General features: G+C 69.5%; 24 protein-coding genes and 4 pseudogenes. 17 read left to right on the top strand and 11 right to left on the bottom strand.

Annotated features, from left to right (window positions below; all coding sequences use genetic code 11):
• The first annotated feature begins 58 nt into the window (after positions 1 to 58).
• Complete coding sequence (locus ACWC2T_RS33975; RefSeq protein WP_450674174.1) at positions 59 to 1,579, top strand: alpha/beta hydrolase; 1,521 nt, start codon at positions 59 to 61, stop codon at positions 1,577 to 1,579.
• Between the two features lie 177 nt (positions 1,580 to 1,756).
• On the opposite strand, the gene ACWC2T_RS33970 is transcribed toward ACWC2T_RS33975, so the two are convergent.
• On the bottom strand, positions 1,757 to 2,746 hold the full coding sequence (locus ACWC2T_RS33970) for a LuxR C-terminal-related transcriptional regulator (RefSeq protein ID WP_450674173.1): 990 nt from the start codon (positions 2,744 to 2,746) through the stop codon (positions 1,757 to 1,759).
• Positions 2,747 to 3,035: 289 nt separating this feature from the next.
• Between ACWC2T_RS33970 and ACWC2T_RS33965 the strand changes: the two genes are divergently transcribed.
• The 5 genes and pseudogenes from ACWC2T_RS33965 to ACWC2T_RS33945 all read left to right on the top strand — a co-directional run.
• On the top strand, positions 3,036 to 3,227 hold the full coding sequence (locus tag ACWC2T_RS33965) for a hypothetical protein (protein WP_450674172.1): 192 nt from the start codon (positions 3,036 to 3,038) through the stop codon (positions 3,225 to 3,227).
• Positions 3,228 to 3,232: 5 nt separating this feature from the next.
• Positions 3,233 to 3,496 carry a hypothetical protein gene (locus tag ACWC2T_RS33960; RefSeq protein ID WP_450674171.1) on the top strand — a complete coding sequence of 88 codons (264 nt, stop codon included), beginning with the start codon at positions 3,233 to 3,235 and terminating at the stop codon, positions 3,494 to 3,496.
• Positions 3,497 to 3,721: 225 nt separating this feature from the next.
• A complete protein-coding gene (locus ACWC2T_RS33955; protein WP_450674170.1) occupies positions 3,722 to 4,525 on the top strand; it encodes a hypothetical protein in 804 nt (267 codons plus the stop codon).
• A gap of 81 nt (positions 4,526 to 4,606) precedes the next feature.
• Entirely contained in the window at positions 4,607 to 6,292 is a 1,686-nt protein-coding gene (locus tag ACWC2T_RS33950) for a hypothetical protein (protein ID WP_450674169.1), read from the top strand.
• A 382-nt stretch (positions 6,293 to 6,674) separates the two neighbouring features.
• Positions 6,675 to 7,356: pseudogene (locus tag ACWC2T_RS33945) on the top strand (transposase); the annotation flags it as partial.
• On the opposite strand, the gene ACWC2T_RS33940 reads toward ACWC2T_RS33945, so the two are convergent.
• Together ACWC2T_RS33940 and ACWC2T_RS33935 are read right to left on the bottom strand one after the other, a co-directional pair.
• Positions 7,252 to 7,476, bottom strand: a complete 225-nt coding sequence (locus tag ACWC2T_RS33940) for a hypothetical protein (protein WP_450674168.1) — start codon at positions 7,474 to 7,476, stop codon at positions 7,252 to 7,254. The pseudogene ACWC2T_RS33945 and the gene ACWC2T_RS33940 sit on opposite strands and share 105 nt — an antisense overlap.
• A gap of 27 nt (positions 7,477 to 7,503) precedes the next feature.
• Positions 7,504 to 7,600 (bottom strand): annotated as a pseudogene (locus ACWC2T_RS33935).
• A gap of 442 nt (positions 7,601 to 8,042) precedes the next feature.
• On the opposite strand from ACWC2T_RS33935, the gene ACWC2T_RS33930 reads away from it, so the two are divergent.
• The gene (locus ACWC2T_RS33930; RefSeq protein WP_450674167.1) at positions 8,043 to 8,780 is read left to right on the top strand and encodes a hypothetical protein; all 738 of its coding nucleotides are present in this window, start codon (positions 8,043 to 8,045) and stop codon (positions 8,778 to 8,780) included.
• Between the two features lie 59 nt (positions 8,781 to 8,839).
• Here the strand turns inward: ACWC2T_RS33930 and ACWC2T_RS33925 are convergent, their stop codons facing one another.
• Together ACWC2T_RS33925 and ACWC2T_RS33920 are read right to left on the bottom strand one after the other, a co-directional pair.
• Positions 8,840 to 9,172 carry a helix-turn-helix domain-containing protein gene (locus ACWC2T_RS33925; protein WP_450674166.1) on the bottom strand — a complete coding sequence of 111 codons (333 nt, stop codon included), beginning with the start codon at positions 9,170 to 9,172 and terminating at the stop codon, positions 8,840 to 8,842.
• A gap of 839 nt (positions 9,173 to 10,011) precedes the next feature.
• Positions 10,012 to 10,377 (bottom strand): hypothetical protein, encoded by a 366-nt coding sequence (locus ACWC2T_RS33920; RefSeq protein ID WP_450674165.1) that lies wholly within the window; start codon positions 10,375 to 10,377, stop codon positions 10,012 to 10,014.
• A gap of 462 nt (positions 10,378 to 10,839) precedes the next feature.
• Between ACWC2T_RS33920 and ACWC2T_RS33915 the strand changes: the two genes are divergently transcribed.
• The gene (locus ACWC2T_RS33915) at positions 10,840 to 11,685 is read left to right on the top strand and encodes an LLM class flavin-dependent oxidoreductase (protein WP_450674207.1); all 846 of its coding nucleotides are present in this window, start codon (positions 10,840 to 10,842) and stop codon (positions 11,683 to 11,685) included.
• Between the two features lie 271 nt (positions 11,686 to 11,956).
• On the top strand, positions 11,957 to 12,151 hold the full coding sequence (locus tag ACWC2T_RS33910; RefSeq protein ID WP_450674164.1) for a hypothetical protein: 195 nt from the start codon (positions 11,957 to 11,959) through the stop codon (positions 12,149 to 12,151).
• 41 nt (positions 12,152 to 12,192) lie between these two features.
• On the opposite strand, the gene ACWC2T_RS33905 is transcribed toward ACWC2T_RS33910, so the two are convergent.
• The gene (locus ACWC2T_RS33905) at positions 12,193 to 12,843 is read right to left on the bottom strand and encodes a response regulator transcription factor (RefSeq protein ID WP_089100675.1); all 651 of its coding nucleotides are present in this window, start codon (positions 12,841 to 12,843) and stop codon (positions 12,193 to 12,195) included.
• Complete coding sequence (locus tag ACWC2T_RS33900) at positions 12,831 to 14,090, bottom strand: sensor histidine kinase (protein ID WP_450674163.1); 1,260 nt, start codon at positions 14,088 to 14,090, stop codon at positions 12,831 to 12,833. Before ACWC2T_RS33900 ends, ACWC2T_RS33905 begins: the two co-directional genes overlap by 13 nt.
• A gap of 135 nt (positions 14,091 to 14,225) precedes the next feature.
• Between ACWC2T_RS33900 and ACWC2T_RS33895 the strand changes: the two genes are divergently transcribed.
• From ACWC2T_RS33895 to ACWC2T_RS33885, 3 genes and pseudogenes are all read left to right on the top strand, one after another.
• Complete coding sequence (locus ACWC2T_RS33895; protein ID WP_450674162.1) at positions 14,226 to 14,741, top strand: hypothetical protein; 516 nt, start codon at positions 14,226 to 14,228, stop codon at positions 14,739 to 14,741.
• 53 nt (positions 14,742 to 14,794) lie between these two features.
• A complete protein-coding gene (locus tag ACWC2T_RS33890) occupies positions 14,795 to 15,511 on the top strand; it encodes a class I SAM-dependent methyltransferase (RefSeq protein WP_450674161.1) in 717 nt (238 codons plus the stop codon).
• Between the two features lie 100 nt (positions 15,512 to 15,611).
• Positions 15,612 to 15,758 (top strand): annotated as a pseudogene (locus ACWC2T_RS33885) (transposase); the annotation flags it as partial.
• A 57-nt stretch (positions 15,759 to 15,815) separates the two neighbouring features.
• Here the strand turns inward: ACWC2T_RS33885 and ACWC2T_RS33880 are convergent.
• Together ACWC2T_RS33880 and ACWC2T_RS33875 are read right to left on the bottom strand one after the other, a co-directional pair.
• The gene (locus tag ACWC2T_RS33880; RefSeq protein WP_450674160.1) at positions 15,816 to 16,043 is read right to left on the bottom strand and encodes a hypothetical protein; all 228 of its coding nucleotides are present in this window, start codon (positions 16,041 to 16,043) and stop codon (positions 15,816 to 15,818) included.
• 218 nt (positions 16,044 to 16,261) lie between these two features.
• A complete protein-coding gene (locus ACWC2T_RS33875; protein ID WP_450674159.1) occupies positions 16,262 to 16,918 on the bottom strand; it encodes a TetR/AcrR family transcriptional regulator in 657 nt (218 codons plus the stop codon).
• A gap of 106 nt (positions 16,919 to 17,024) precedes the next feature.
• Between ACWC2T_RS33875 and ACWC2T_RS33870 the strand changes: the two genes are divergently transcribed.
• Complete coding sequence (locus ACWC2T_RS33870; RefSeq protein ID WP_450674158.1) at positions 17,025 to 17,504, top strand: cupin domain-containing protein; 480 nt, start codon at positions 17,025 to 17,027, stop codon at positions 17,502 to 17,504.
• A gap of 371 nt (positions 17,505 to 17,875) precedes the next feature.
• Here the strand turns inward: ACWC2T_RS33870 and ACWC2T_RS33865 are convergent, their stop codons facing one another.
• Positions 17,876 to 18,034: a hypothetical protein gene (locus ACWC2T_RS33865; RefSeq protein WP_450674157.1), complete on the bottom strand. Its 159-nt coding sequence runs from the start codon at positions 18,032 to 18,034 to the stop codon at positions 17,876 to 17,878.
• A 171-nt stretch (positions 18,035 to 18,205) separates the two neighbouring features.
• Positions 18,206 to 18,580: a hypothetical protein gene (locus ACWC2T_RS33860; RefSeq protein WP_450674156.1), complete on the bottom strand. Its 375-nt coding sequence runs from the start codon at positions 18,578 to 18,580 to the stop codon at positions 18,206 to 18,208.
• 387 nt (positions 18,581 to 18,967) lie between these two features.
• On the opposite strand from ACWC2T_RS33860, the gene ACWC2T_RS33855 reads away from it, so the two are divergent.
• From ACWC2T_RS33855 to ACWC2T_RS33840, 4 genes and pseudogenes are all read left to right on the top strand, one after another.
• Positions 18,968 to 21,904 carry a BTAD domain-containing putative transcriptional regulator gene (locus ACWC2T_RS33855; protein ID WP_450674155.1) on the top strand — a complete coding sequence of 979 codons (2,937 nt, stop codon included), beginning with the start codon at positions 18,968 to 18,970 and terminating at the stop codon, positions 21,902 to 21,904.
• 121 nt (positions 21,905 to 22,025) lie between these two features.
• Positions 22,026 to 22,235, top strand: a pseudogene (locus ACWC2T_RS33850) (transposase); the annotation flags it as partial.
• 421 nt (positions 22,236 to 22,656) lie between these two features.
• Positions 22,657 to 23,277: a hypothetical protein gene (locus tag ACWC2T_RS33845; RefSeq protein ID WP_450674154.1), complete on the top strand. Its 621-nt coding sequence runs from the start codon at positions 22,657 to 22,659 to the stop codon at positions 23,275 to 23,277.
• Between the two features lie 278 nt (positions 23,278 to 23,555).
• Positions 23,556 to 24,014, top strand: a complete 459-nt coding sequence (locus ACWC2T_RS33840) for a hypothetical protein (protein WP_450674153.1) — start codon at positions 23,556 to 23,558, stop codon at positions 24,012 to 24,014.
• Positions 24,015 to 24,222: the final 208 nt, after the last annotated feature.

Genomic DNA, 24,222 nt, shown 5'->3' with positions numbered 1-24,222 from the left:
CGCGGACCGCGGCGTACGCGACCGGTGTGACGCCATGTGACGGAACGAGGAGAGAGCAATGACCGTGTTCATCATGGTGGCGGGCGTGTTCACCGGCGCCCATGTGTGGCAGGAGACGGCCGCGTGCCTGACAGCGGCGGGCGCCGAGGTGCATGCGGTGCGGCTCACCGGAGTCGATACGGGCCGTCCCGCCGCATCAGCCCCCGTCGATCTGGAGACGCACATCGCGGACGTGATCGCGGTGATCGACGCAGTGGGCGCGGTGCCCGGCAGACAGATCGTGCTCGTCGGTCACGAGTACGGCATCCATCCGGTGCTCGGCGCGGCTGACCGGCGGTCACAGCGCGTCGCCCGCGTCGTGTACCTGGACTGCGGTATGCCGCAGAACGGGGTCCCGGCTCTGGCCGTGCTACCGGACCAGGCCCTGCGCGCGCAGCTGGCCGATCGGGTCCAAGATGAGCCAGACGAGGGCGAGTTGGCGCCGCCCACCCGTGACGAGTGGCAGCGCTGGGGCAGTACCGAAGGCGTCTGTGACGCGGCGCTGGACCGGCTCACCACCCTTGCGGCGCCGCAGCCGCTGGGCACCCTGCTGCAGCCGCTGCGGCTGACCGGAGCGGCCAGCACCGTGCCCACCACAGGGGTGTTGTGCACCCGTAACGGCGTCAGCATCGACCTGGTGCAACGGCTCATCGACCTCGGTGACCCCGCCTTGGCGATCCTGACGCGACCTCAGGTCACCTGTTTCGAACTGCCCACCGGTCACTGGCCGATGCTGTCCTGCCCCGCCGCGCTGGCGGACGTCCTGCTGCGCGCCGCGGCCGGCGAGGGGCGCCGCCTGCGACCGGCCGGCCTCGGCACACCGCCCGCCCACCTGCGCCCGTTCCCGCTGGACGTACCCGAGCTACCCCGGTCCCGCAGGGGGCATGTCGACCTGTACTTCCCCGACGTCGAGGGCCCGCGACCGGCCGTGGTCTTCGTGCACGGCGGCCCGGTGCCGGTCGGGGCCCGGCCGACCCCGCGCGACTGGCCGACGCTGGTGGGGTACGCCCGCCTGGCGGCAGCGGAGGGGGTGGTCGGCGTGACCCTCGACCACCGGCTGCACGACGTCGCCGACTACGAGCGCGCGGCGGCGGACGTCACCGCCGCCGTGGAACTGGTGCGAGCCGATCCCCGGGTGGACGCCGGCCGGGTCGCCCTGTGGTTCTTCTCCGGTGGCGGCCTGCTCACCGCGGACTGGCTGAGACAGCCTCCGGCCTGGCTGCGCTGCCTGGTTGCCTCCTACCCGATCCTGGCACCGCTGCCCAACTGGGGGCTGAGCGACGGACGGTTCCACCCGCTCCGGGCGGTCGCGCACGCGGGCGACCTGCCCCTCGTCCTTCTCCGCGCGGGGCGAGAGACACCCGAGATCGCCGCCACCGTGGAGGCGTTTGTGACCGCGGCCGAGGACTGCGGGGCGCACCTGGAAGTGGTCGACGTCCCGAACGGCCACCATGGCTTCGAGACCGTCGATGCACCTGAGGAGATCCGTCCGGCCCTGCGCCACGCGATGGGTTCGGTGGTGGCCCACCTGACCGGCTGACGAGGCGCGCGCCGGGCCGCGCCCCGTCGACAAAGGCCCCGAGGGCGTCGAGCACGTCCCCGTGGCAGGCCGAGGAATCAGGCCGCTTCCAGCTTCAGGGGCAGGATCTGACGGGTTTCCAAGGCGAGCCGGTCACGCCGCGGTGAGCTGGCCGGTGGCCACCGAGAACAGGGCCGTTTACAGCCAGCCGCGTTGGGCGGCCTTGAGGCCTGCCTCGAAGCGGCTGCTGGCGCCGAGACGTTCCATGAGGGTGGCCATCTGGCGGCGGACGGTGCGCAGTCCGATGCCGAGTCGTTTGGCGGCGGCTTCGTCGGTCATACCGCGAGCCAGGAGAGTGAGAAGTTCGCGTTCGGCGGGTGTCAGGCCAGTGTGGGTGTCGCGGGTGGTTGCGGCACCAAGGGGGACCGCGGTTGCCCAGGCCTGTTCGTAGACGGCGACGAGGGAGGCGACGATCCCCGGCTCGCGGGTGCACAGCGCACCGGCCTTCGTGTCCGTGGGATCGATCGGGACGATCGCGATCTCGCGGTCGAAGATCAGCATCCGAGGCGGCAGCAGCGGCGCGGTGCGGACCTCTCCGCCGCTCTCGGTCAGCCAGTGCGCGTAGTCGTGGGTGGCCTGGTCGTTGCGGACGCTGTCCTGGTAGAGCGTGAGGATCGCGATGCCTCGGCCAAGCGCGTCGGCGTCCAGCGGGCGTGAGGCGTCCAGGCTGGCCTGCGACTGGGCACCGCCCGGCATCACCGACAGGCACTCGCGCCGCAACTCCTTGGCGAGGATCTCCAGTCTGCCTTCGATGGCGTCCATCCCGACCAAGCGTTCCGCTCCGTCCACTGGCGTGTTGGGGGCGAGGGTCCCGAACGCCGCGACGGCCTCGGCGGCTGCGACCTTGCTTGCGGCCAGTTCCTGGGCCCGTCGCGCCAGGTCTGCTTCTTGCCGGCGGACCATCAGATCGAGGGCCACCTGCGGACTGACGACACGCAAGCCCCCTGGGATGTCCCGCGAGGGGCGCAGGAATGCGCGGTCGGCCAGGTCGTCAAGGGCTGCCCGTACTTGTTGTTCCGTCATGTCTGTGACGGCCTGGAGGTCGGAAAGGGTCGACTGCGGGTGCCGCAGCAAGGCCGAGTAGACCGTCTCGACCACCGGTTCCAGCCCCAGAACACCGAGCACCATGATTGCCGCACCCCCCGTGCGTCGTGACGCCTGCAGACCACCGTGCAGCCGATGATCCTCTCAGTGCCAGGCCTGCCGCGCAACGCCTGGCGGGTGAACGGCTTCGGGTGCCGGGGCGGGCACCAAGGTGCCCGGCACGTTGGTGCCGCTCTGAAGGAATTCCCGGCGGCCTGGCGCGGGCGGCATTGTCTTCTCAGGACGCCGGCGGCAACCAAACCGCCTGGCGGATAGACCAGAAGGTGAATTCCATTCACTTCCTCTAACCGTTTCGGGGGCTGCCATGTCGAAGATGACCCGCACTGCCGCTGCCGCGCTGCTGCTGGCCCTGTCCGCGTTCGCCACCGCGACCGGCGTGACGACAGGCCTCCTGGCCGACGGCATCGGTCGGGACCACGCTCCGGCGGCCGCGGTAGCGGCGGCCGCAGAGGCGACGACTGTGGCCGACGGCGCGGGCCTGGCCAACGGCATCGGCTGGGACTGAGCGATATGCACCTGGTTCACCTGGTCCTGACCAGCCCTGAGACGCCGCAGCCGGCACCCGGTGACGCCGAGCGGATCCTCGACATCTTGTGGGCCCGCATGGACCCGGGGCTCGGCATCGAGCACATGCGCGCCCGCTCCGGGCCGGCCTGGATCGATCTCGGACTGTTCTTCCGCAGCGACGTGTCCGACTGCCAAGACCAGGTGGCCACTGCGCTCGAACACCTGCTGCCCTGCATTCCCGAATGGACTCCCAAAGTCCCCGGCTGAGATCGCGGAATTCCGCCTCGGCCCCGGCTTTCGCGTTACGCCAATCCTCTCAATCGCCCAGAGATTGCGCGGCCCGACTTTCCCATCGGTTGGCGGGGTCCTTCGATCGCGCGGCTCCCGAGCGCCCCCTGGCGAGGCAGCTGTTCCTGCAGGACAGCTGACGCCGCAGCCCTGTCGCACAGTACGAGCCTTCACCCCCAGAACCCTCGAAAGGGACTACTTGCCATGCCGACGCTTCGCCGACGCGCCCTGGCCATCACGGCCGTACCCGTCATCGCGGCCGCCGCCTTCGCCGCCGCACACCTCAGTTCAGCGGCCGCCGCGACCGCACCCGCCGCCACCGGGCCCGTCCACGCCGCCCCCGCCGCACTCGCGCCCAGAGGCGCCACGAGCAGCACGGCTTCCCCGGGCGCGCACCCCGTCGTGCCCCCGCCCGCCCCCGCAGCCGGGCCGACGACGAGCACCGCCGCACGGCCCGCGGCCCCGCTGGCCGCCGCGCAGCTGCCCGACAACGCCAAGGCACTGTGGAAACCGATCGGCGCGCCGGTATCGCGCCCGACCGGCCACCGCGTCGGCCTCAACGAGTGCGCCGCCATCAGCGGCACCACCGCCTGGCTCCAGCAGGGCTGGGCCAGCGCCGCGAACACCCCCGCCATCCAGGACACGTTCACCTTCGCCACCCCCGCCGACGCCGCCCACGCCCTCCAGCAGGCCGAAACCGGCCTCCAGTCCTGCCAGACCCCGTTGCGCGCCCTGCAGACCCAGCACGGCCTGCGCCCGGACGCGACCGTCACCCGCACCGCAACCGGCAGCGACGCCACCGCCTGGCAGTACCAGTGGAACGCCGTCCCCGGCATGTCGGCCCCGGGCCGGCAGACCCACCACGTCTACCTCTCCGCGTACGGCAACGAGCTGACGGTCCTGCAGTACACCGACCTCGCCTCAGCCGGCCAGACCGAGTCGGCCACCCCGAACAGTGATCAGAAGGTGCTGGCCACCTTGGCCACCCACCTGCGCGCCGCCCGATAGCCCACAGTCCCCGCGCAACCCCGGCATCTCCAGCACCACCACGCACATTCCCGAACTCAGTCACCATTCAAGGAGCCCGCCATGGCCCGCACCAAGCGCAGAGCCCTCGCATCCCTCGCATCCCTCGCCGCCCTGACCGCCGCCACGACCGTGACCGGTGTGGCCGCCTCGACCAGCGCGTCCGCGACGAGCTCCGTCGGAGGCGCGATCACCCCGGGCGAGATGATGTCCCGGGCCCAGTTCTGGGTGGCCAACCACGTCCCCTACAACCAGAGCGCCTACACCGCCGACCCGGAGGGCACCACCTACCGCGAGGACTGCTCCGGGTTCGTGTCCATGGCCTGGCACCTGGGCACCAGCCTCGTCGTCACCGACGGCGGCCCGTCCTTCACCAACTCCGACGGCAGCCCCAACACCGCCTACGACACCGGGGTCGGCGCGTTCACCAACCTGCAGCAGGGCGACGCGATGGCCTACCCCCACGACCACATATTCCTGTTCGACAACTGGACCAACAAGGCCACCGGCGACTTCACCTACTACGCGGAGAGCAACCCGAGCGACCCCACGCACGGCCCGACCCCGGCCAACATCAACAACTCCACCCTGGAGGGCTGGGCGACCAGCGGCTACGTCGGCCTGCGCTACAAGAACGTCGACACCACCCCCGTCACGATCAACAGCGGCAACACCTCGGACAGCACCTGGTCGGTCTACAACCCCGACACCAAGACCATGACCTTGTTCGGCCTCGGCGGCGGCGGTCACCTCGGCTTCACCAAGAGCACGAACGGCGGAGCCAGCTGGTCAAACTGGGCCGAGGCCAACGCTTACTGGACACTGCAAGGAAACCCGAACGCGATCTACGACCCGGACACCAAGACGACCATGCTCTTCGCCCGCGGCTCGGCCAACGGCGCCATGGGCATCAGCACCAGCAACAACAACGGCGCCAGCTGGTCGAACTGGACCCAGGTCAACGCCTACTGGAGCAACTTCAAGGGCGACGCCTCCGCGGTGTACAACCCCGACACCAAGAAGGTCACCGTGTTCGCCCGCGGCGGCGACGGCAAGATCGGCTACACCCAGAGCAGCAACGGCGGGGCCAGCTGGAGCAACTGGGCCGAAGTCAACGCCTACTGGAACAACTTCGCCGGCGACCCCCACGCGATCTACAACCCCAACACCAAGCAGATCACCGTGTTCGCCCGCGGCGGCGACGGCAAGATCGGCTACACCCAGAGCGCCAACGACGGAGCCAGCTGGAGCAACTGGGCCGAAGTCAACGCCTACTGGAACAATTTCGCCGGCGACCCCCACATTCTCCTCAATCCCGACACCAAGCAGATCACCGTCTTCGCCCGCGGCGGCGACGGCAAGATCGGCTACACCCAGAGCAGCAACGACGGAGCCAGCTGGAGCAACTGGGCCGAAGTCAACGCCTACTGGAACAACTTCGCCGGCGACCCCCACCCGGTCTACAACGCCGCCACGAAGACGATCTCGCTGCTCGCGCGCGGCGGCGACGGCAGGATCGGCTACACCCAGAGCGGCAACGGCGGGGCCAGCTGGAGCAACTGGGCCGAAGTCAACGCCTACTGGAACAACTTCGCCTCCGACCCCGTCGAGACCTACGACCCGGACACCAGCCAGAACACGGCCTTCGCCCTCGGCGGTGGCGGCCACATGGGCTACACCCAGAGCAACGGAAGCGGCTGGACGAACTGGTCCGAAGTCAACGCCTACTGGACTCTGGTCAACCCCTGATCGAACCACGGCGGCCATACGACCTTCCGCGTGAATGCAAGCCCCCTCCGGTGTCCTGTGGCTCCCGAACCGGGAGCCACAGGACACGCGTTTCTACAGCTCATCCCTGCGACGGGCGAGGAACTCTCACTGCGCCGGATGACCCAGAAGACCCACCGAAGCAGCGGCGGCGTCCCCCTGGGCGCCCGTCGTCCCCGGCCTACGCGGGCAACGCCAGCGCTCTCGGACGGCCCGCTCGTGCCGGTCCCACCATGCCGCGTCTCCCGGCCATGCACCCCTGCCTCGGCCCCCGACCCAAGCACACCGGGTGTCGGCAAACGAAAGGCGCCCTCAAGTGATCAACACACCACTTTCGGATGATCATGTGATCATGGAGGCACAGGTGCGTGACTACGGGTTTTCGCCGGCTCAGCAGGACGAGATCTGGAGACGCTGGCGTGAGGGTGAGTCGTTCAGCTTGATCGGGCGGGCACTCGGGGCGCCAATGCAGCCCGCCCGTCGCTTCCTGTACCAGAGCGGCGGGGTCCGCCTCACCCCCGCAAACGCGGTCAGAGCGGCATCTGAGTGGCAGCGAGCGCGAGGAGATATCCCGCGGCATCGCCGCTGGGGAATCGGCCCGGCAGCTGGCCAAGCGGCTGGGCCGATCCCCTTCGACCGTCTCCCGCGAGATCGCCCGCAACGGCGGCCGGGACCGCTACCGAGCCGCCTCGGACGATGCAGCCGCCTACGCGCGTGGGCGCCGCCCCAAGCAGGCCAAGCTCGCCCAACGGCCTGCCCTGCGCGCCCTGGTGGAAGCCGAGCTGGCACTGTGCTGGTCACCCGAGCAGATCGCGGGATGGCTGAGACGGCAGTTCCCTGGTGACGCCTCCATGCAGATCTCGCACGAAGCGATCTACCTGTCGCTATACGACCCTCGCCGGCGTCAGGCGATCGACCGCAGCCTCACCCAGCGGCTGCGGTCAGGCAGGCCCATGCGCCGTCCGAAGGTCGCCCGCCGGCCCACCGGGTGGGGCATCATCCGCGGCATGGTGTCCATCACCGCCCGCCCCGCCGAGGCCGAGGAAGTGGCGGGCCCGCGCGCCCCAGTCGTGATCCGTCGTACCGAAGTGCTGCAGGACGTCCAGCAGCTGATGCGCCTCCGTCAGCGTGAACAGCGGCAGGCGCGGCTCGTACGGCTCCGGCATGCGAACGTCAGTGCGGTGCGCAAGGGGCGGAGAGGGCAGGATTCGAACCTGCGTGGACCCCCAAAGGGGTCCGACCTTGAGGCGTGCTCGCTGGTCCCCGATCAACCACTCCGGGCACCTCTCCTCGTTCCCGGCCTCGGTAGTGTCCCGTGCCGTTCACGTGAAAGAGAGTGACAGGCGGCCCTGACAGGGGACTGATGTGTCCCTGACGGGGTTTGCTGCGACCGACGCCCACGACGATCGGACCCAGCCGCGATGCTCTGAGTGCTTCGCTACGACGCGGGAGCGGCCGGCTCGCTGGACGGGCCGGACACGCTGGCCAATTGTCGCTCAAAGTGACGGCGTGGTATCACGTTGGCTGACATCATCAACTCCACTCGCGGCAGCTGGCGACGACAGGTGGGCAGCGAGAGGGCTGAGCGCTGGTGTGACACGTGCCGAGAGGGAGGCATCTTGGCATCCGCATGTCCGAGGCGGTCCGGCCTGTCCGTGGAACGTCTTGGGGGCGGCTGTCGATGAGTTGGCTTCACCACACCTGGCTGGCTGTCTACGCCTTACCTGCTGCCGTGAGCGCGGCCATCGCGTGGGTGGGTCTGGCCCGCGAGTTCTCCGGCAAGGGTCGACTGCTGGGCAGCTGGGCGTCGTCCTCCCTGATGCTGCTCGTGCTGGCGCTGATGGGCGGGGTGGCGGCCGGCGCGGTGGTGCTGCTGCCGCACGCGGCGTCGATTCCTCCGGTGATCGCGGGCGCCGCGACGGGGGCGACCGCGCTGCCCCGACGCAAACAGGACGAGACGGCACAGCCGTACATCAAGTTCATGACCCTGGGCATCGCCCTGGTCAGGGAGCGGCTGGTGCAGCGTGTGCACCTGGACGCCTGTACCTGGGCCGACCGTTTTCTCGCCGGTATCGACACCTCCGCCCAGCTCAGGGTGTTCGTCCACGACCTCAAGCTGTACCTGCTGGAACGGCATCCCCTCACCGCCGAGACCAAGACGATCAACGCCATCTACACGGAGGTGGAGGCGGCGATCGACACGGCGCTGGACGTGGCGACAAGCATCGACGAGGCGTGCCGCCAGGCCGAGCGCGAGCCGACCGATGACGAACTCGTCGCCCGCCGCCAGGCGTTCGGCACCGCCCTCGCCCAGTGCGGACACCTGCTGCGCTTCGCCTACGCCCACGGCCGCCGCAGTGATGGCGAAGAGCTCAAGTCCCTGCGGGCGAAGGCGGCGTCCAACGACGCGTTCCACCATCCGGCTCTGCCGCCACAGCGCCGCTGGTTCGAGCGCTGGCTCACCCGCTGACAACAGAGGGGTGAGCCCTGGGGCGGGACGACTGAGCGGCACACTGCCGAGCCCGAGGCTCAGTGACGGGCCGACAGCCCACTGCTCCTGACGCGCGACGCGTCCGTGCCGGCACAGGCCTTGGCGTCCGCCGACTGCCCTCTTGGGCAGAACGTGATCTGGACGTCGGCATCCAGCGCCTCCGCCACGGCGGCCAGGGTGCGCACGGTCAGGTTCGCATCGCCGGACATGATCTGACTGACCCGGCCCGGGCTGACACCCATGGCCGCCGCCAGGTCGGAGCGGGTCTTGCCCTGCCCCGCCAGCACGCCGGCCAGGGAGGCCGTCGCCTGTCGCGCTATCCGGGAAGCCGCTGAGGTCGTCCGGCTCTCGTCACGGGCAAAAATGCCCATGATTCACCCCCAACTCATGGAGAGACAACACTCGTTGCCACTCCATCAGCATGCCACCTTTAGCTAGGGCTAAAAACTCAGTTGGTGAAGAATCTACGCCTGCTACTCCCCATCCAGGGGGCTGACCTGCAGTGGTCCACCACGAAACTGATCCAAAGTCACCCGATTGGGGCAAGGGTCGACGCATGCCACAACTGGGTTGGTGAGCGCCGGCGGAGGCGGGTGGCCGACGGCGCGGCAGGAACTGGGGTCGCGGGCCAGGCTGTTCCCTGGAGAGCGGTGACAGGTGAAAACGCGAGCCCATCAGTACAAGACGGTCGTCCTACTGTTGGCGGATGCGCGCACACCGTGTCGACCGCCCGGCCGATCTCGACGTGGTCCGTGAGTCCTATGACCGTGTGGCCGACAACTACGCCCACTGCGTGCGCCGCGTGTGCCGGGACCGTTTGCGGCAGGCGGGAGAGCAGTACGTTGCCGAGGCAGGACGTTCGACGCCGACCGTCCACGACGTTCCGCACTCCGGCAGCTGGCCGTCACACCGGCCTGCACCGCCTCGGTCCTCGCCCGCGCCCGCCGCATCCGCCGCCAGTGCCTGGACCGGCAGGCAGACGCGCGGAACACCGCCGTCGCCATCGCTGACGGCATGAGCGGACCACCGCACCCGCGGCACAACCGCGGCCCCGCGTCGTCGTTCGCGAAGGGCGACCGGCCGCAGCCGGGGAACACCGTCCCTGCCCATGCGGCCACCGTGGGGAGCGAAGAGGCCCAGGGAATCCCTCATCGCACTGGCGATCAACTGTCCCCAGTGTCATGTACGGACAGTGGCCTCGCCATCCTGGTCAGGCGAGATCTGTCAGGTCCTCCGCGAACACCTGAGACAGAGGCTGCGGTCCCACGTACTGCTGGCAGTTGCACTGACCAGCCTCGTAACGCAGCGGCTTCTTGTTCTCATCCCAGGCCACTGGCACCTCGACGCGCTCGTGGCACCGGCCCTGCTTGTCGTGTTTGGCGAGATGGTGCGTGCATCCGCACACCGGCTCCGGGGGCTTGTTCGCTGCTTCGACGGCCAAGCGCTCCTGTCTCGCCGCCTCCAGCAACTGCAACTTGCGCTCATGCCGATTACGCAGTGCGGTGCGGACGTTGTCAGCTGCCCACGCGAAGCCACCCGTCCAAAAGACGATGAGAACCCACCAGAACCAGTCCATCCGCTATCCCCCCTGTGATGCTGTGGACCAGCATAGATGGCTCATCGGAAGGGCGTTCGCATCCGCCTGCGGGTGGCAAAACCCACGCCTCACGCTCGCGGACAGGACGTTCCACTGCACCGACTGCACCCTCACGATCGACCGGGGCCCTGACGCCGCACGCAACATCGCGGCTCACGCCGGCAGATCGGCGCGCTGGTGATCGAGCGGGCCTGGGAAAATCCGGCCGCCGGCGCGCCGCTGCGGGAGCTTCTCTGCACCAACCGATTGCAGAGGTGTCTGCAACCGGGGCAGCAGCCGGCCCAAATCGGCTTGTGCCATCAAACCGAATCACCCCAAGGTGAGATCACTTCGACGAGACATTCCCCAGAAGCACGCCGCAGAGCGGGAACGTCCCACCTCTCTGAGGTGCCGGAGGGGCGGCAGCACTCTTTGTCGACCCTTCCCTTCGGAGTCTCCTTCATGAACGTCGGTATCGGCCTGCCCATCGCCGACCCTGCCATCTTGCTCACCTGGGCCCAGCGCGCCGACGACGGGCCTTTCAGCACGCTCGGCCTGCTCGACCGGCTCGTCTACCACAACCCCGAACCCCTGGTCGCACTCGCCATCCTCGCGGGCGCCACCTCCCGCATCCGCGTCCAGACCGAGGTGCTGCTCGCTCCCCTGCGCGACACCGCCCTCCTCGCCAAGCAGACCGCCACCTTGGATCGTATGACCGGAGGCCGCCTGATCCTCGGCCTGGGCGTCGGCGGCCGGGACGACGACCACCAGGTCACAGGCATCGACATGCGCACCCGAGGCCGACGCCTCGACGAGCAGATCGAGGTGATGCGCCGCCTGTGGTCCGGCGAGCCGTATGGAGACAGCATCGGCCCGATCGGGCCTGCGCCTGCCCGGCCCGGCGGCCCCGAGGTGCTCTTCGGCGGCTTCAAGCCCGCTGCAATCGAACGCGTCGCACGCTGGGGTGACGGCTTCCTCGCAGCCGCGGCGCCCTCCTGGGCAGGCGGCCTGTTCGACACCGCCCGCAGGTTCTGGAAGGAGTACGACCGCGACGGCGAACCGCGCATTGTCGCGCAGGCCAACGTCGCGCTCAGCCCTGAAGACGTGGTCCACAACGCCCAAGCCAACATGCATGCGTACTACGCATTCACCGGCATGGCCGACCGGATGGTGGCCGGAATGCTCACCACGCCGACCGAGATCCGCAGTGCGATCGCCGACTTCGCGAACCTCGGTGCCGACGAGGTCATGCTCTACTGCTATGGCCTTGACCCGAACCAGGTGGACCGCCTCGCCGAGGTCTTGTGACGCGGCATTCATATGACCGCGATGCCCACGCTCAGACAGCACTGCTGTCATTGCGCTTCTGATCACCCGTCCGTGATCTGTGGCTTTCTGACGAAGGGATAGCAGGAATCCCCAGGGCCACGGGGCTGTTCCGCTCGAACCGTCGGGCCTGTTCCCGCTTGCTGCGCAGGAACGTCAGGGTGAGGCCGAGTCCTTCGGCCTCACCCCGCCAGCCCTCTTCGAAGACATGGCTATGTATGCGACTGTCTCATCTTCCCCGATCCCCGCTGTGTTGGCCAAGCTGGCCCCTTTCCACCCGATCGATGTGCCTGACCTGCGCGTCTTCCTGGAAACGGTTCCCGATCCGCGCTCCCGGCGGGGCCGCTGGTACTCGCTGGCCTCGATCCTGCTGGTCTGCGCAGCAGCCGCGGCAAAGCCTGGTGAAGAGCACGTGTCCGAAGGCGCCGCATTCCCCGCCGAATGGTGATCAGCACCGTTGTCGACTGGGCATACGGGCAGGATCGCGCACTATGCGGTCGCAACGCCCAGGAAGCGCAGCACCGCCAGGACGCGGCGGTGGTCGGCGTCGGCCTTGGGCAGGTCGAGCTTGGTGAAGATGCTGTTGATGTGCTTGGCGACCGCGCTCTCGCTCACGACCAGCTCGGCGGCGATGCCGGAGTTGGACCGGCCGCCCGCCATCAGCTCCAGCACCTCCCGCTCGCGCGGCGTCAGCCGGTCGAGCGGATCGCTGTGCCGGCGCACCAGCAGCTGCGCGACGACCTGCGGGTCGAGCGCGGTGCCGCCGGCCGCCACCCGGCGTACCGCCTCGGCGAACTCCTCGACGTCGGCGACGCGTTGCTTGAGCAGATAACCGACGCCCGAGGTGTTGGCGGCGAGCAGATCGGCGGCGTACCGCTCCTCCACGTACTGCGACAGCAGGAGCACGGCGGTACGCGGGTACTGGCGGCGGATCACCAGCGCGGCGCGTACTCCCTCGTCGGTGAAGCCGGGCGGCATGCGCACGTCGACCACGGCGATGTCGGGCCGGTGCTCCTCGACGGCTGCCAGCAGCCCTTCTGCGTCGGCGACCTGCGCGCACATCTCGAAGCCGGCCGCCTCCAGCACCTTGACCACGCCGATGCGCAGCAAGAGGGAATCCTCGGCGATCACGGCGCGCACGGCAGCTCCACGGTGATGACGGTCGGGCCCCCGGCGGGGCTGCGGCAGGAGAACGTGCCGTCGACGGACGCGACGCGCTTGGCGAGCCCGGCGAGCCCGGTGCCATCGCCGGCCGCCGCGAGATCCGCGCCGCCCGCGCCGTCGTCAGCGACGACCACCAGCAGTGTCTCCCCGATCCGCTCCACGGTCACGTCCGCCCGGGTCGCCTGGGCGTGTTTGACCACGTTCGTCAGGGCTTCGGAGACCACGAAGTACGCGACGGCCTCGACCGTGGGTGAGGGGCGCTGCGGCAGGTCCACCGCCACGCGCACCGGGATCGGGAGGCGGGCGGCGACCCCGGACAGCGCGGCGTCGAGGCCGCGGTCCTCAAGGACGGCCGGATGCAGGCCGCGCACCAGGTTGTTCAGCTCGGCGATCGCCTCCTTCGCCTCGCGGTGCGCCTCGTCGATCACCTTGCGGGCATCCGCCGGCAGGTCGCCGAGGGTGGCCCTGGCCAGGCCCAGGTTGACGGCGAGTGAGACGAGGCGCTGCTGCGCGCCGTCGTGCAGGTCGCGCTCGATCCGCCGCCGCTCGGCGTCGGCGGCGTCGAGCACACCGGCCCGGCTCTCGGCGAGGTCGGCGACCCGGCGGGCCAGCTTCTCCGTGCGGCTGGGGCCGAGCAGGACCTCGGCCGCCCGGGTCTCCAGCCGCACCAGAGCGCCGGTCAGCCGGGGCCCGAGGAACAGCAGGGCGAGGCCGCCGGCGGTGATGTACGCGGCCTGCGTGGTGTGCCCGAGGTCGGTGACCCGCCATTGCGGGGGCAGCGCCCAGATCCACACGTAGATGGAGGCGGCCACGAGAGCGGCGGCCCAGACGGCGAGGACGGCGAGGTCCAGGACGGCGAGCAGCGGACCCGCCACGGCGTGGTAGCAGACCTGCCGCCACAAGGCCCGCGTGGTCAGCCGGCGCACCGCCGACTTCCAGTTGCGTCCCGGCCCGGGTACGGCGGGGCGCGGGAGGTCCTTGCCGGCGAGCGCCCGGTAGCGCCGCCGCTGCCCGACGGTCAGCAGGGGTGTCACCACGAGCGTGAGCAGCACGGGCAGCGGAGTCACGGCCGGCACCAACGCCGCCATCGTGCCGAGCAGCCAGAGCCACAGTGGCACCACGGCGAGGTGGAGCGGCAGGCCGGCGGCGACGAGCGCGGTCCGGTGTCCCGCCCTGCGGAACGGCCGGCCCAGCACCAGCTGCAGCCACGTCGTGAGTTGCATGCGTCAAACGGTAAAGCCGCAGGCCATCCCCGTGCCATGACGCTCCCGCCCGGTTCGGGGGTGCACTTGTCTCCACCCCGGGTCGGAACCCTGCGTGACTGACGGCGCCCTGGTGTGCGGCGGAGGGTGGAGCACGTGAAGGGGAGAGCCGGCGGGGAGCGGGGGAAGACGATGCGTCAACTGGCCTTGTGTGATGAGGAAGTGGCCGGTGCCGAGGGCTTCGACCGCGCCGAGGTCATCCCGCTCCACGAAGCGGCGGAGGAGCCGCGCCCGGCGCGGGGCATGCGGCGGGCCGGGTGGCTGCTGGTCGCCTGCGGGCTCGCCCTGCTGCCGTGGCTGTACGTGCTGGCCACCGGCCTGCCGGCCACCGCGACCGCGGCGCACTGGTCGGTTGCCTGGGCCGGGCTCGACGCGCTGGAGGCGCTCGGCCTGATCGCCACCGGCCTCCTCGCCGCCCGCAGCGACCGGCGGCACGCCCTGGCAGCCGCCGCGACCGCGACGCTGCTTGTGGTGGACGCCTGGTTCGACACCACGACCGCGGCCCCGGGCGGCGACTTCGCCACCGCGGTCGCCATGGCGCTCGGCGCCGAGCTGCCGCTCGCCGCGCTGTGCGGCCGGCTGGCGCTGCGGACGCTGAGCCGGCCCGCGTGACGCCGACCGCCCGACTACGTACCACGGACCGAATCGATCCACCGGAGAACACCATGCACCGCATCACCACCGCCCCCGTCGCCCCGATCCCGGCCCGGACCCGCTGGGCGGTCGCCGCCGGCGCGGGCGCCGCGTTGGCCGCCGCCTGGTGGCTGGGCGACACCGCGCCCTATCCGTACGCCCAACGCGGCCTGCTCGACGTGCCGTTGCCGTTCCTGACCGCCGGCCGGATGGACGCCGTACTGCAACCGCGGCCGGGGGAGCGGATGCTGGAGATCGGCCCGGGGACCGGACTGCAGTCGCTGCACGTCGCCCCGCAGCTCGGGCCGGAGGGACGGCTCGATGTGCTCGACATCCAGCAGGAGATGCTCGACCACGTGATGTGCCGCGCCGAGCGCGACGGCCTGGCGACGATCACGCCCACCCGCTCGGACGCACGTGAACTGCCTTACGCCGACGGGACATTCGACGCCGTATACGCCGTGACCGCGCTCGGCGAGATCCCGGAGCCGGATCGGGTACTGCGCGAGGCGGCACGGGTGCTGGCACCAGGCGGGCGACTGGTGATCGGCGAGTTCTTCGACCGGCACTGGATCCCCTTCGGCCGGCTGCACCGGCTCGCCGACGCCGCCGGCCTCCATCTGACCGAGCGCCGCGGCCCAAGCCCGGCATACCTCGCCCGCTTCCGACCCTGCGGAGCCCACGCGCCCGTTCGCCAGGGCGAGCACCTCGCCGACGGCGACCGGGAAAGCGACGACGGGAAAGCGTGAGCACCACACCCAGGGACCGCGATCACCGAGCTGAACAACCTGGTGCGCGGTAGGCCAGGGATTGATCAAGTTCCGTTGGGGTCGGGCGGAGAACAAGGTGCACCGCTGAGCCCGGGCACGGGTGGAACACGTGCTGTCCCGGTTGAAGAACTGGAAGATCCTTCGTGACTGCCGCCTTAAAGGCGATGGCATCCATCAGGCCATGCTGGGCATCGCCCGCCTGCATAACCTCGCCGTCACCGGCTGACGCATACCCATCAAAGTGGCTGCCGACCGAAATCTCGCGGCGGTTGACCGCTGACTATTACGGGGCGTCACGGTCCCGCAGGGCGCTGACGCCGTTGACATCAGCGAAATGTTGATAGGCATGAGCCTGGCGGCGTGCATCGCGAAGCCCGCGGGTAGCTGCCGCTTCGATCCGATGCGCTTCGGGATTGAGCGGTATGCGCCGGCGTTCTCGGCGTACAAGCACGGTCATCGGGACGGCCAGAATTGCCACCACGGCCGTCAGCGCCACTACCACGTAACCCATCTTTCCCCCTTTCCCCACAATCGCCTTATACCACCAACATGATCGGCGGACCGGCTGCGCTCATCGAGGACCGTCGGAACAACGTAGCCGCCTGGTTGCCCGACGTGAACGGCATGTTCCGGCATCAGACTCGGCCGATCTCTGCCGCCTTCCGGCAACGAGCAGCCGAACGACCCTGTTTCGCTCGTGGTGCGGGCGCCGAGCTGACGGGTCAGCCTTTAGGGGGTTTGTTTCGCATCGCGCTGGTGCATGGCCACGTGTCGGCCGAAGGACTCGGCGGACGGGGAGATCGCGGGCAGCGGCGCGGCGCCTTCGGGACGCAGTCCGTGCAGGTAGACCGCCACATGTCGGACGGCCAGCGCCGCGCTCACTTCGCCGGGCAGGTGGGGCATGGGGCGGCACGCCATGGCGGCGGCGGTGATCAGGTCTTCCGGGGTGACGTCGGAGCGTACGACCCCGGCGGCCCGGCCGGCCGCGAGGATCTCCTCCACGCCGTCGCGGATGGCGTGCTGGAGTTCCTGGACCTGCGGGTCACGCAGGACCGGTCCGCCGGTCAGGGGGAGTACGAGGCGTTCACGCTGTTCCACCACGCGCCCGAAAAGCCGCTCCAACGCGCGTGCAGGATCGGCCAGTTCCCGCTGGGCGGCCCGTACCGCCGCCAGGCAGATCTCGAAGCCGTCCACGATGACCTGGCGGATCAGCGCGTCGCGGTCGGGGAACCGGCGGTAGAGGGTACCGGCGCCCACGCCGGCGCGGCGCGCGATGTCGTCGAGGGCCACAGCGGTGCCCCGCTCCTGAAAGAGCTCGCGCGCGGCGGCGAGGATGCGGTCGCGGTTGCGCTGGGCGTCGGCGCGCAGGGGCGGCTCGGGGGTCATGGGGTGATCGTAAGCGGTCACCGGATAACTGGAGAATTTTCTCCGGTTAGTGGGTAGGGTGAGAGCTGTCCATCGGGATCACCTGACCGGTAGGAAGGGATCACTCATGTCCGCTGACCGTTTCGTTCTGCTGGAGCCCGGACAGACCCGGCCGACCCGGGCCCCGCTACCGCCCGGCTTCGGCGTCAAGGTCTCCACCGCTGACAGTGAAGGCCGGCTCGCCGTCCTGGAGAACCGCCTGGACGTCGACATCCCGCTCCATGTGCACGAGCTCATGGACGAGTTCGTCTATGTCCTGGAAGGCGAGATGGAGATCGACTTCCAAGGGCAGACCTACCGCTTGACCCCCGGGATGTGCGCGCTGCTGCCTCACGGCATCCCCCACGCCATGCGCAACGCCTCCCAGCCTCCGGCGCGAGCACTGCAGGTCTCCACACCGGGCGGTTGGGACAACTTCCTGGAGGACCTCTTCGCGGCCGGCCCCGCGACCAGGGCCGCGGACGGCGCGATGGACCTGGAGAAGGTCAACGTGATCGGCGAGAAGTACGGCATGCGCTACACCCACGGCACGATGACCTTGGACTAGGGCCCGTCCGACGGGTCGCAAGAATCTCGTGCCAGCTCCGCGGCTCGCTCGCCCGTGATCGAGCGGTGGCGGAGGTACTTCGGTACCGCCTCGTATTCCGGCCGGAGGCCCCAGGCGGCCGTGACAGGGTGGCGATCGACGTGGCAGAACATGGAGCGTTCTGATGGGTGGAGCAGGGCGAGAGGTGGTGGTCAGCGGTGGCGGCACCGGCATCGGGCTGGCTGTCGCCACGCGGGGTCCGCGCGGCGGCGCCGGACGCAGCCGGCGGTAGTGGGGGGCCCGGGAGCGGCCCAGCCGGCAGGCCGCCGTGATACCGAGCTTGCCCTCGATGCCGGTGAACGCGTCGTCGACCACCGGGTCGACGGCAGCGTTCAGTCCGCGCCCTCGGAGATCATTCCCACGAGCGCGGAAGCTTTTCCCATGACCCCCAACGCGGCCTTGTTCCGGGCCAGTTCCTTCTCCAGCCGGTCCACCTGACGGCGCAGGATCACGCCCTTCTCGTTCTTGGGCGCGGCGTCGTATTCGGCCACGATCCGCAGCTTCTACTCGGGACTGAAGGTGCGGCGCTTCGGCCCGTGAGCCGGATCGGATCCGGCGGGGGTGGTGCTGGTCATAAGGGGGTGGTGCTCCTGTCGTGCCCTCTCTGGCTGACCCGACGAAGCGGGACGTCTCACCCAAGGCGCGGCACCTGCGGGCTCAGCTCAGCAGCGTTCAGATGGGTGACTGCTGTCGCTGTACCCACTGCCGAAGTTGTGATAGTTGCCGTGGAAATCGTGGTTGGTCAGGCACTTGGGGTACACGAATGGCGGAAAATGCAGTACGCCATGTGCCCAGGACAGATACACGTGCGGCATCGAGTAGCTGTAGCCGGGGCCGTCGATCGGAACCAGGTCGGAGGTCCAGAAGTCTCCGCTGATTTGCTGGTAGGGGCTGCTGTAATACCTCTTTCCAGGCTGCTTGCGATTGGCGTCTTCGATGCGCCGGCGCCGCGCCCAGCAGAACCTTCGCCATCCAGGCGGGCTTGCGAACGAGATGGCAGGGGTCGAACTTACGTTGGAAGCTGTGCCGGGTTTCATCGGAAACCCTTTCAGTAAAGGGTTGGAGAGGAATAGAGGCCGACGCGAATCTGGTGTCTGTTTTGTGGGCCGCGCCGTAGTGACCGGTAACCGTGCGTACGCGGGCTCGGCTTGAGGCAGGCGGTATCGAGACACCTGGATCCACGCAGATACGCAGCGATCACTCCCGTTCGCCTGGGCTGCTCATCACTTGGGTCCGGCTACCTCCCCTGGTCGCCTCAAGCGCGGACTGTGAAAGCACGCTCCGCACGCATTGCCCGCCTACTGATCTTCGGCGAGCCCCGCTACGGCGACGATATGGACACGCGTTCGTCGGCCGTCCTAGATTCGTCCTAGTGCCAGGTCAGCGAGGTGACCAACGCTGATCATGAAGTACCTGGGGGGAAGATGAGATTCGGCGTACTGGGGCCGTTACATGCCCAGATCACCGGACGAGAGGTCCGATTAGACGGACCGCGGCAGGCCAAGATGCTGGCCGCGCTTCTGATCGACGCCAACAACATCGTCGCCATGGAACGGCTCTTGGCCGTGATGTGGGACGGGAAACCGCCAGCCACTGCGGTCCGTCAGGTCCAGGACGCCGTCTCCGGGCTGCGCCGCAACCTCGCTGCGTGCGGAGCACCAGGCTCCCTGATCAGTACGCGGCGCGGCGGTTACGAGATCCACCTGTCCCCGGATCAGCTCGACCTGCTGGAGTTCGACCACGAGCGGCGCCTCGCCGAACGGCACACGGACCCGTCCGAGACAGCTGTAGCACTTCGGAGGGCGCTGGCCTGCTGGCGCGGGCATGCCCTGACCGACATCTCCAGCCGGGTCCTGGAGCTCGATGCGGCACGGCTGAACGAGAAACGCGCGGACACACTCAAACAGTGTCTGGTCATCGAACTCGGTCTGGGGCGTCATCGAGAGGTCATTGACGAGCTGACCGCCCTGCTCCGCGCGCACCCCTACGACGAGCATGTCGCCGAACACCTGATAGTCGCTCTCTGCCGGTGCCGGCGACAAGGCGAGGCGCTGCACGTGTACGAGCGGCTGCGCCGCACACTGGCCGACGAACTCGGCGTCGACCCCACCCCGCCGCTCCAGGCGCTGCACCAACGCATACTCACCGCGGATCCCACCTTGACGGCCCCGGTCGCAGCCAGCAGGCCCTTGGACATACCACCGCAGAGCCCTGACGCGGCGGCCGCCGGGCCGGCCATGGCGATGCCGGTGCGTCAACTACCCTTTGACATACCGGACTTCGTGGGCCGGGCCGAGGCACTGGCCGAGATTGCCGGACTGCTCGTCGGGCCGGCGCCGAACCGGGCCCGGGTGGCCGTCATCGTGGGCGGTCCCGGCGTCGGCAAGTCCTGCCTGGTGACGCACGCTGCGCGGCTGGCGAGCGGCGCCTTCCCCGACGGCCAGCTCTACCTCAACCTCGCGGCGACGTCCGATGAGCCGCGGGACCCGGGGCTGATGCTGGCCGAGGCACTGCGCGCGCTTTCGATCGCCGGCAGTGCGATCCCGAAGGGCCTGGCCGAGCGGGCTGCGCTCTACCGGTCGTTGCTGGCGGACCGTCGCATGCTGGTGGTGCTGGACGATGCCGGTCACGCCGATCAGGTGCTGCCCTTGCTGCCCGCTGCCAACGGCTGTGCCGTGTTGATCACCAGCCGCACTCTGCTGACGCAGCTTCCCGGCGCTCTGCACCTCGACCTGGACGTGCTGAGCCCGGCAGAGGCGCGGGAGTTGTTCACGGGAATCGTCGGGCGGTGGCGGGTCGAGCGGGAACCGGAGGAGGCCGACGCGATCCTCGACTGCTGCGGCAATCTGCCGCTGGCGATCCGGATCGCAAGCGGCAAGCTCACGGGCCGTCCGGCCTGGTCGCTGCGGGTGCTGCGGGAACGGATCGAGGACGAGTCCCGGCGGCTGGCCGAGCTGAGGATCGGGGACCTCAGTGTGCGAGCCAGCGTCGAACTGAGCTTACGGCTGCTGCCCGCCGACGCGGTGCGCGCGCTGAGCCTGCTGGGTCTGCTCGGCGCCTACACCCTGCCCGGCTGGGTGGTCGGCCCGCTGCTGGACCGCTCGGACGCAGAGGAGGTGCTGGACACCCTCGTCGACGCCAGCCTGGTGCGGCTGACCGCCACCGACGCCATCGGCCAGCCGCGCTACCGGCTGCACGATCTGATCAGGACCTGTGCCGTGGAGATCGCCGCCCCGCTGCCCACGGCGGACAAGAGGGACGCGATCATCCGAGTGCTGTCCGTTTGGCTCGACCTGATCGGGCGCGGCACCGATCGGCTGCCGGCGGCGGGGCTGCTGGCAGCCCCGCCCGGTGCGGCACCGCGCCGATCGCTGCCTGATGCGGTCGTGGACCGGCTGATGGCCGACCCGGTCGGCTGGTTCGACGCGGAACGCGACAACCTGCTCGGCGCGGTGAAAATGGCCGTGGACTGGGGCCTGGACGAATTGGCCTGGGAGCTGGCGGCCGGCGCAACAACCTACTACGACCACCGGTGTCTCTATCAGGACTGGCAGCACGGGCACCGGCTCGCGCTGGACGCGGCCGAGGCCGCCGGCAACGTGCGCGGCGCATCGGTGCTGCTACGCGGTCTTGGCCAACTGCACATCTACCAGGACGAGTTCGATCGGGCCACCCGGGCCCTGGAGTCCTCCCTCGGGCTGTGCCGGGACGGTGGGGACAAGCGCGGCGAGGCGTTGTCGCTGGCGATGCTGGGTACGGTCAGCCGGGTGCAGGACCGTGACGACGAAGCCCTCGAACGTGTCGAGCAGGCGCTGAGCATCGCGGTCGGTGAGGGCGACCGGCACATCGAAGCGCAGCTGTCCTGCTCCATGGCCGTGATGAAGCTCATGCAGGGCAAGCTCGGCGAGGCGGAGTTCTGGTTCGACGAGGCCTTGAGTCTCGCCAGGGCCGTGGGCGACGGGCATCGCGTGGCCGTGGTGCTGCGACGGTTCAGCCGGCTGCACGATCGGCGCGGTGAGCCGGACGAGGCGCTGCGCTGCCTGTGGCAGGCGTTGGCCACCTTCGAGGAACTGGCCGACGAGCGGTGCGCCGCGTACACGCTTCTGGAAGTCGGCCGCGTGTACGCCGGCCAGCACGACCGGGACCGGGCAAGCCCGGCGTTGGAGCGCGCGGCGCACCTGTTCCAGCGGCACGGCGACCGTCAGGACGAGGCCACGTGCTGGCAACTGATCGGCGACCTGGACGCCGCCGCCGGCGTCCACCACCTGGCGCACCAACACCGCGGGCGGGCACAGCGGTTATGGCAGACGATCGGCGACATGAACCAGACGAAATCCCCAGCGCGACCATCGTCGCCTTGACCGACTGACGCTGCGCATGCGCAAGCAGTGCGAGGAGCGAGCCGCCCTCGACACGGACACGGGGATGGGACCCGATACGTTTGTCGGGTAGCCCCGGTCCAGCAATGGACCGGGGCTACCCGACAAACGGGCCTGGATGCCCATGCTCGCGCTGACCGACACCGCCCGCAGGTGGGAACCCCGCCGCATGCGATTGCGAGTGTCCTCCGCCATCGCCCAGCTCGTGACGACCGGCCGCCACCGCATCCTCCGCCTCGCCAGACACTGGCCCTGGACCGACGTGGTCACAGACGCCCTGACACGACTCGAAGCCCTCCCCAACCCCGGCTGACCAGGAACTTCCCGCTCCCACGAGCAGCCTCATCCCCACCGGAGCCGTGGAACCCAGCCGAGCCACCAACCTGCCCGAACACCGAAACCACAACACCAAAAACCCGAAGAGGAGCCGTCAGCAAGCCGACGACCCCTCGCGAAAGATCGAGGCCTAGGACGAATCCAGGACGGACCAAGGACTCGTGACCGTAGCGTCACGGTCCGGCAGTCGGGGGCAATAGCCCGAAGCCGAGGCCGACGACATCCGCCGCGAGTCCGGACGTCCCACTAGCACGAGAGAACGACCAACTGCCCCGGTCAGGGGCACCAACGACAGGGGAGACCTCGCCCAAATGCCGCGGACAGGCTGGTTGTGCCGCTCAGCGGGGCCGGCCCCAGCCGCGGCTCGACTCGGATCCACTTCACAGTCAGGAATCACCATGCGTCTTCGCGCCATCGCCGCCGCCACCGCGGCCGCTTCCGCCCTCGCGTTGGCCGCCGCCGGCACCTCCCAGGCGGCCAACGCGGCGAGGCACCACACGCCCATCAGTAACACCAGCAGCCACACGAGCGTCACCTACAACACCGCCGGGCGGGCGATCCTGCGCTCGGGCATCAAGGGCATGCACACCAACGCCGCAGCGTCCTGCGGCCTGGAGAACATCGGCGCCCCCGGCAGCTTCGGCTACCAGGGCACCTACGCGGGCCAGGTCGAGCAGATGTGGGACACCTGCTCGGGTCGGGTGGTCGCGCACTGGCAGTTCGCGGACGGGTTCATCAACTCCGGCTACAACGGGACACCCGTCTCCCTGGCGGTCGGCGACCCCTACGGCAGTACGTTCTGGGCGGACAACGCGGGCTACGCGATCTCCTCGGAGAAGGACGTCTACTTCTGGGGACCGAAGTGGAACATCTACAGCCCGGATGCCTGGCGCGTGGGTGCTGAGGTGAACGACTGCCAGTGGATCTCCTGGGGCACCCTGCACAACTACGCGGGCTACGACCAGAACGGCCCGGTCGTTACCAGCGGGCAGGGAACCTTCCCGGCTGCCCCGTTCTGATGAACTGAACCGCCGCTGCCGCAGCTGCTCGGCATCCGCCCGGGCGTCGGCAGACTGGTCCTCGGGTTCGCAGTTCGTGGCCGGGAAAGCGTCTTGGGCGTGCGACGGGTTCGCGGACCGGCAGCGGCAACTCCTGGCGGGAGGCGTCAGCGTTCGCTGACGCCTCCCGCCACGGCTGGAATTGGTCCTGTTGCGCCTAACGTGCGCGTTTCGTCTGCGGCGGTGTCCGGATCATGATCGGGAACGCGAAAGTGCCTTCTGAACTGGGATGATGAGGCTTGTCTAAGGTCTCTGTCAGCCCAGCAGGAAGGCACTTTCTACGTGCACACTACCGGGTCACGTCCCCGGCTCGTCGTCTCGACCGACGGGCGGGGGGCAACCATGCAGGGTCGCGGCTGCTGGCCGATCTCGCCGACGCGACCGGCCTCACGTACGCCTTCGGCGATGCCCTGCGCCGCCTGCGTCCGCGGGGCACCGGCCACGATCCAGGCCGGATCGTGGTCGACCTGGCGGTGATGCACGCTGTCGGCGGCGAGGCGATCGCCGACCTGGCCCTCCTGCGAGACCAGCCCGAGGTATTCGGGGCGGTCGCCTCCACTCCCACCGCCTGGCGGCTGCTGTCCGGCATCGACCCGGCCGCGCTCGGCGCCCTGCGCGCGGCCCGTGCCGCCGCCCGCGATCCTGGCTACAGGCCGACCAGACCCGGGACGGCCGGCCTCGCGCGCGGGCGGATGTGAACTGCCCGGCCTGGTCCTGGACATCGACGTGTGGCGCAACGGCCCCTTGAGGAAATGGCACGTCGGGCGCCGCTACCTACATCCGGCGGCCCGGGTTCGCCGAGTCGTCGTCGGTGGTCACGAGCCGCAGCCGGGGGCACTCCCCCTGCCTATGCCTCCACCCTCCGACTGGCGCGGGTGGCTGCCGACCACCCGATGACCTCAGCGA

Source organism: Streptomyces sp. NPDC001393, assembly GCF_053597455.1.
The sequence above is the reverse complement of the archived record's forward strand: the minus strand, read 5'-3'. Positions and strand labels throughout refer to the sequence as shown.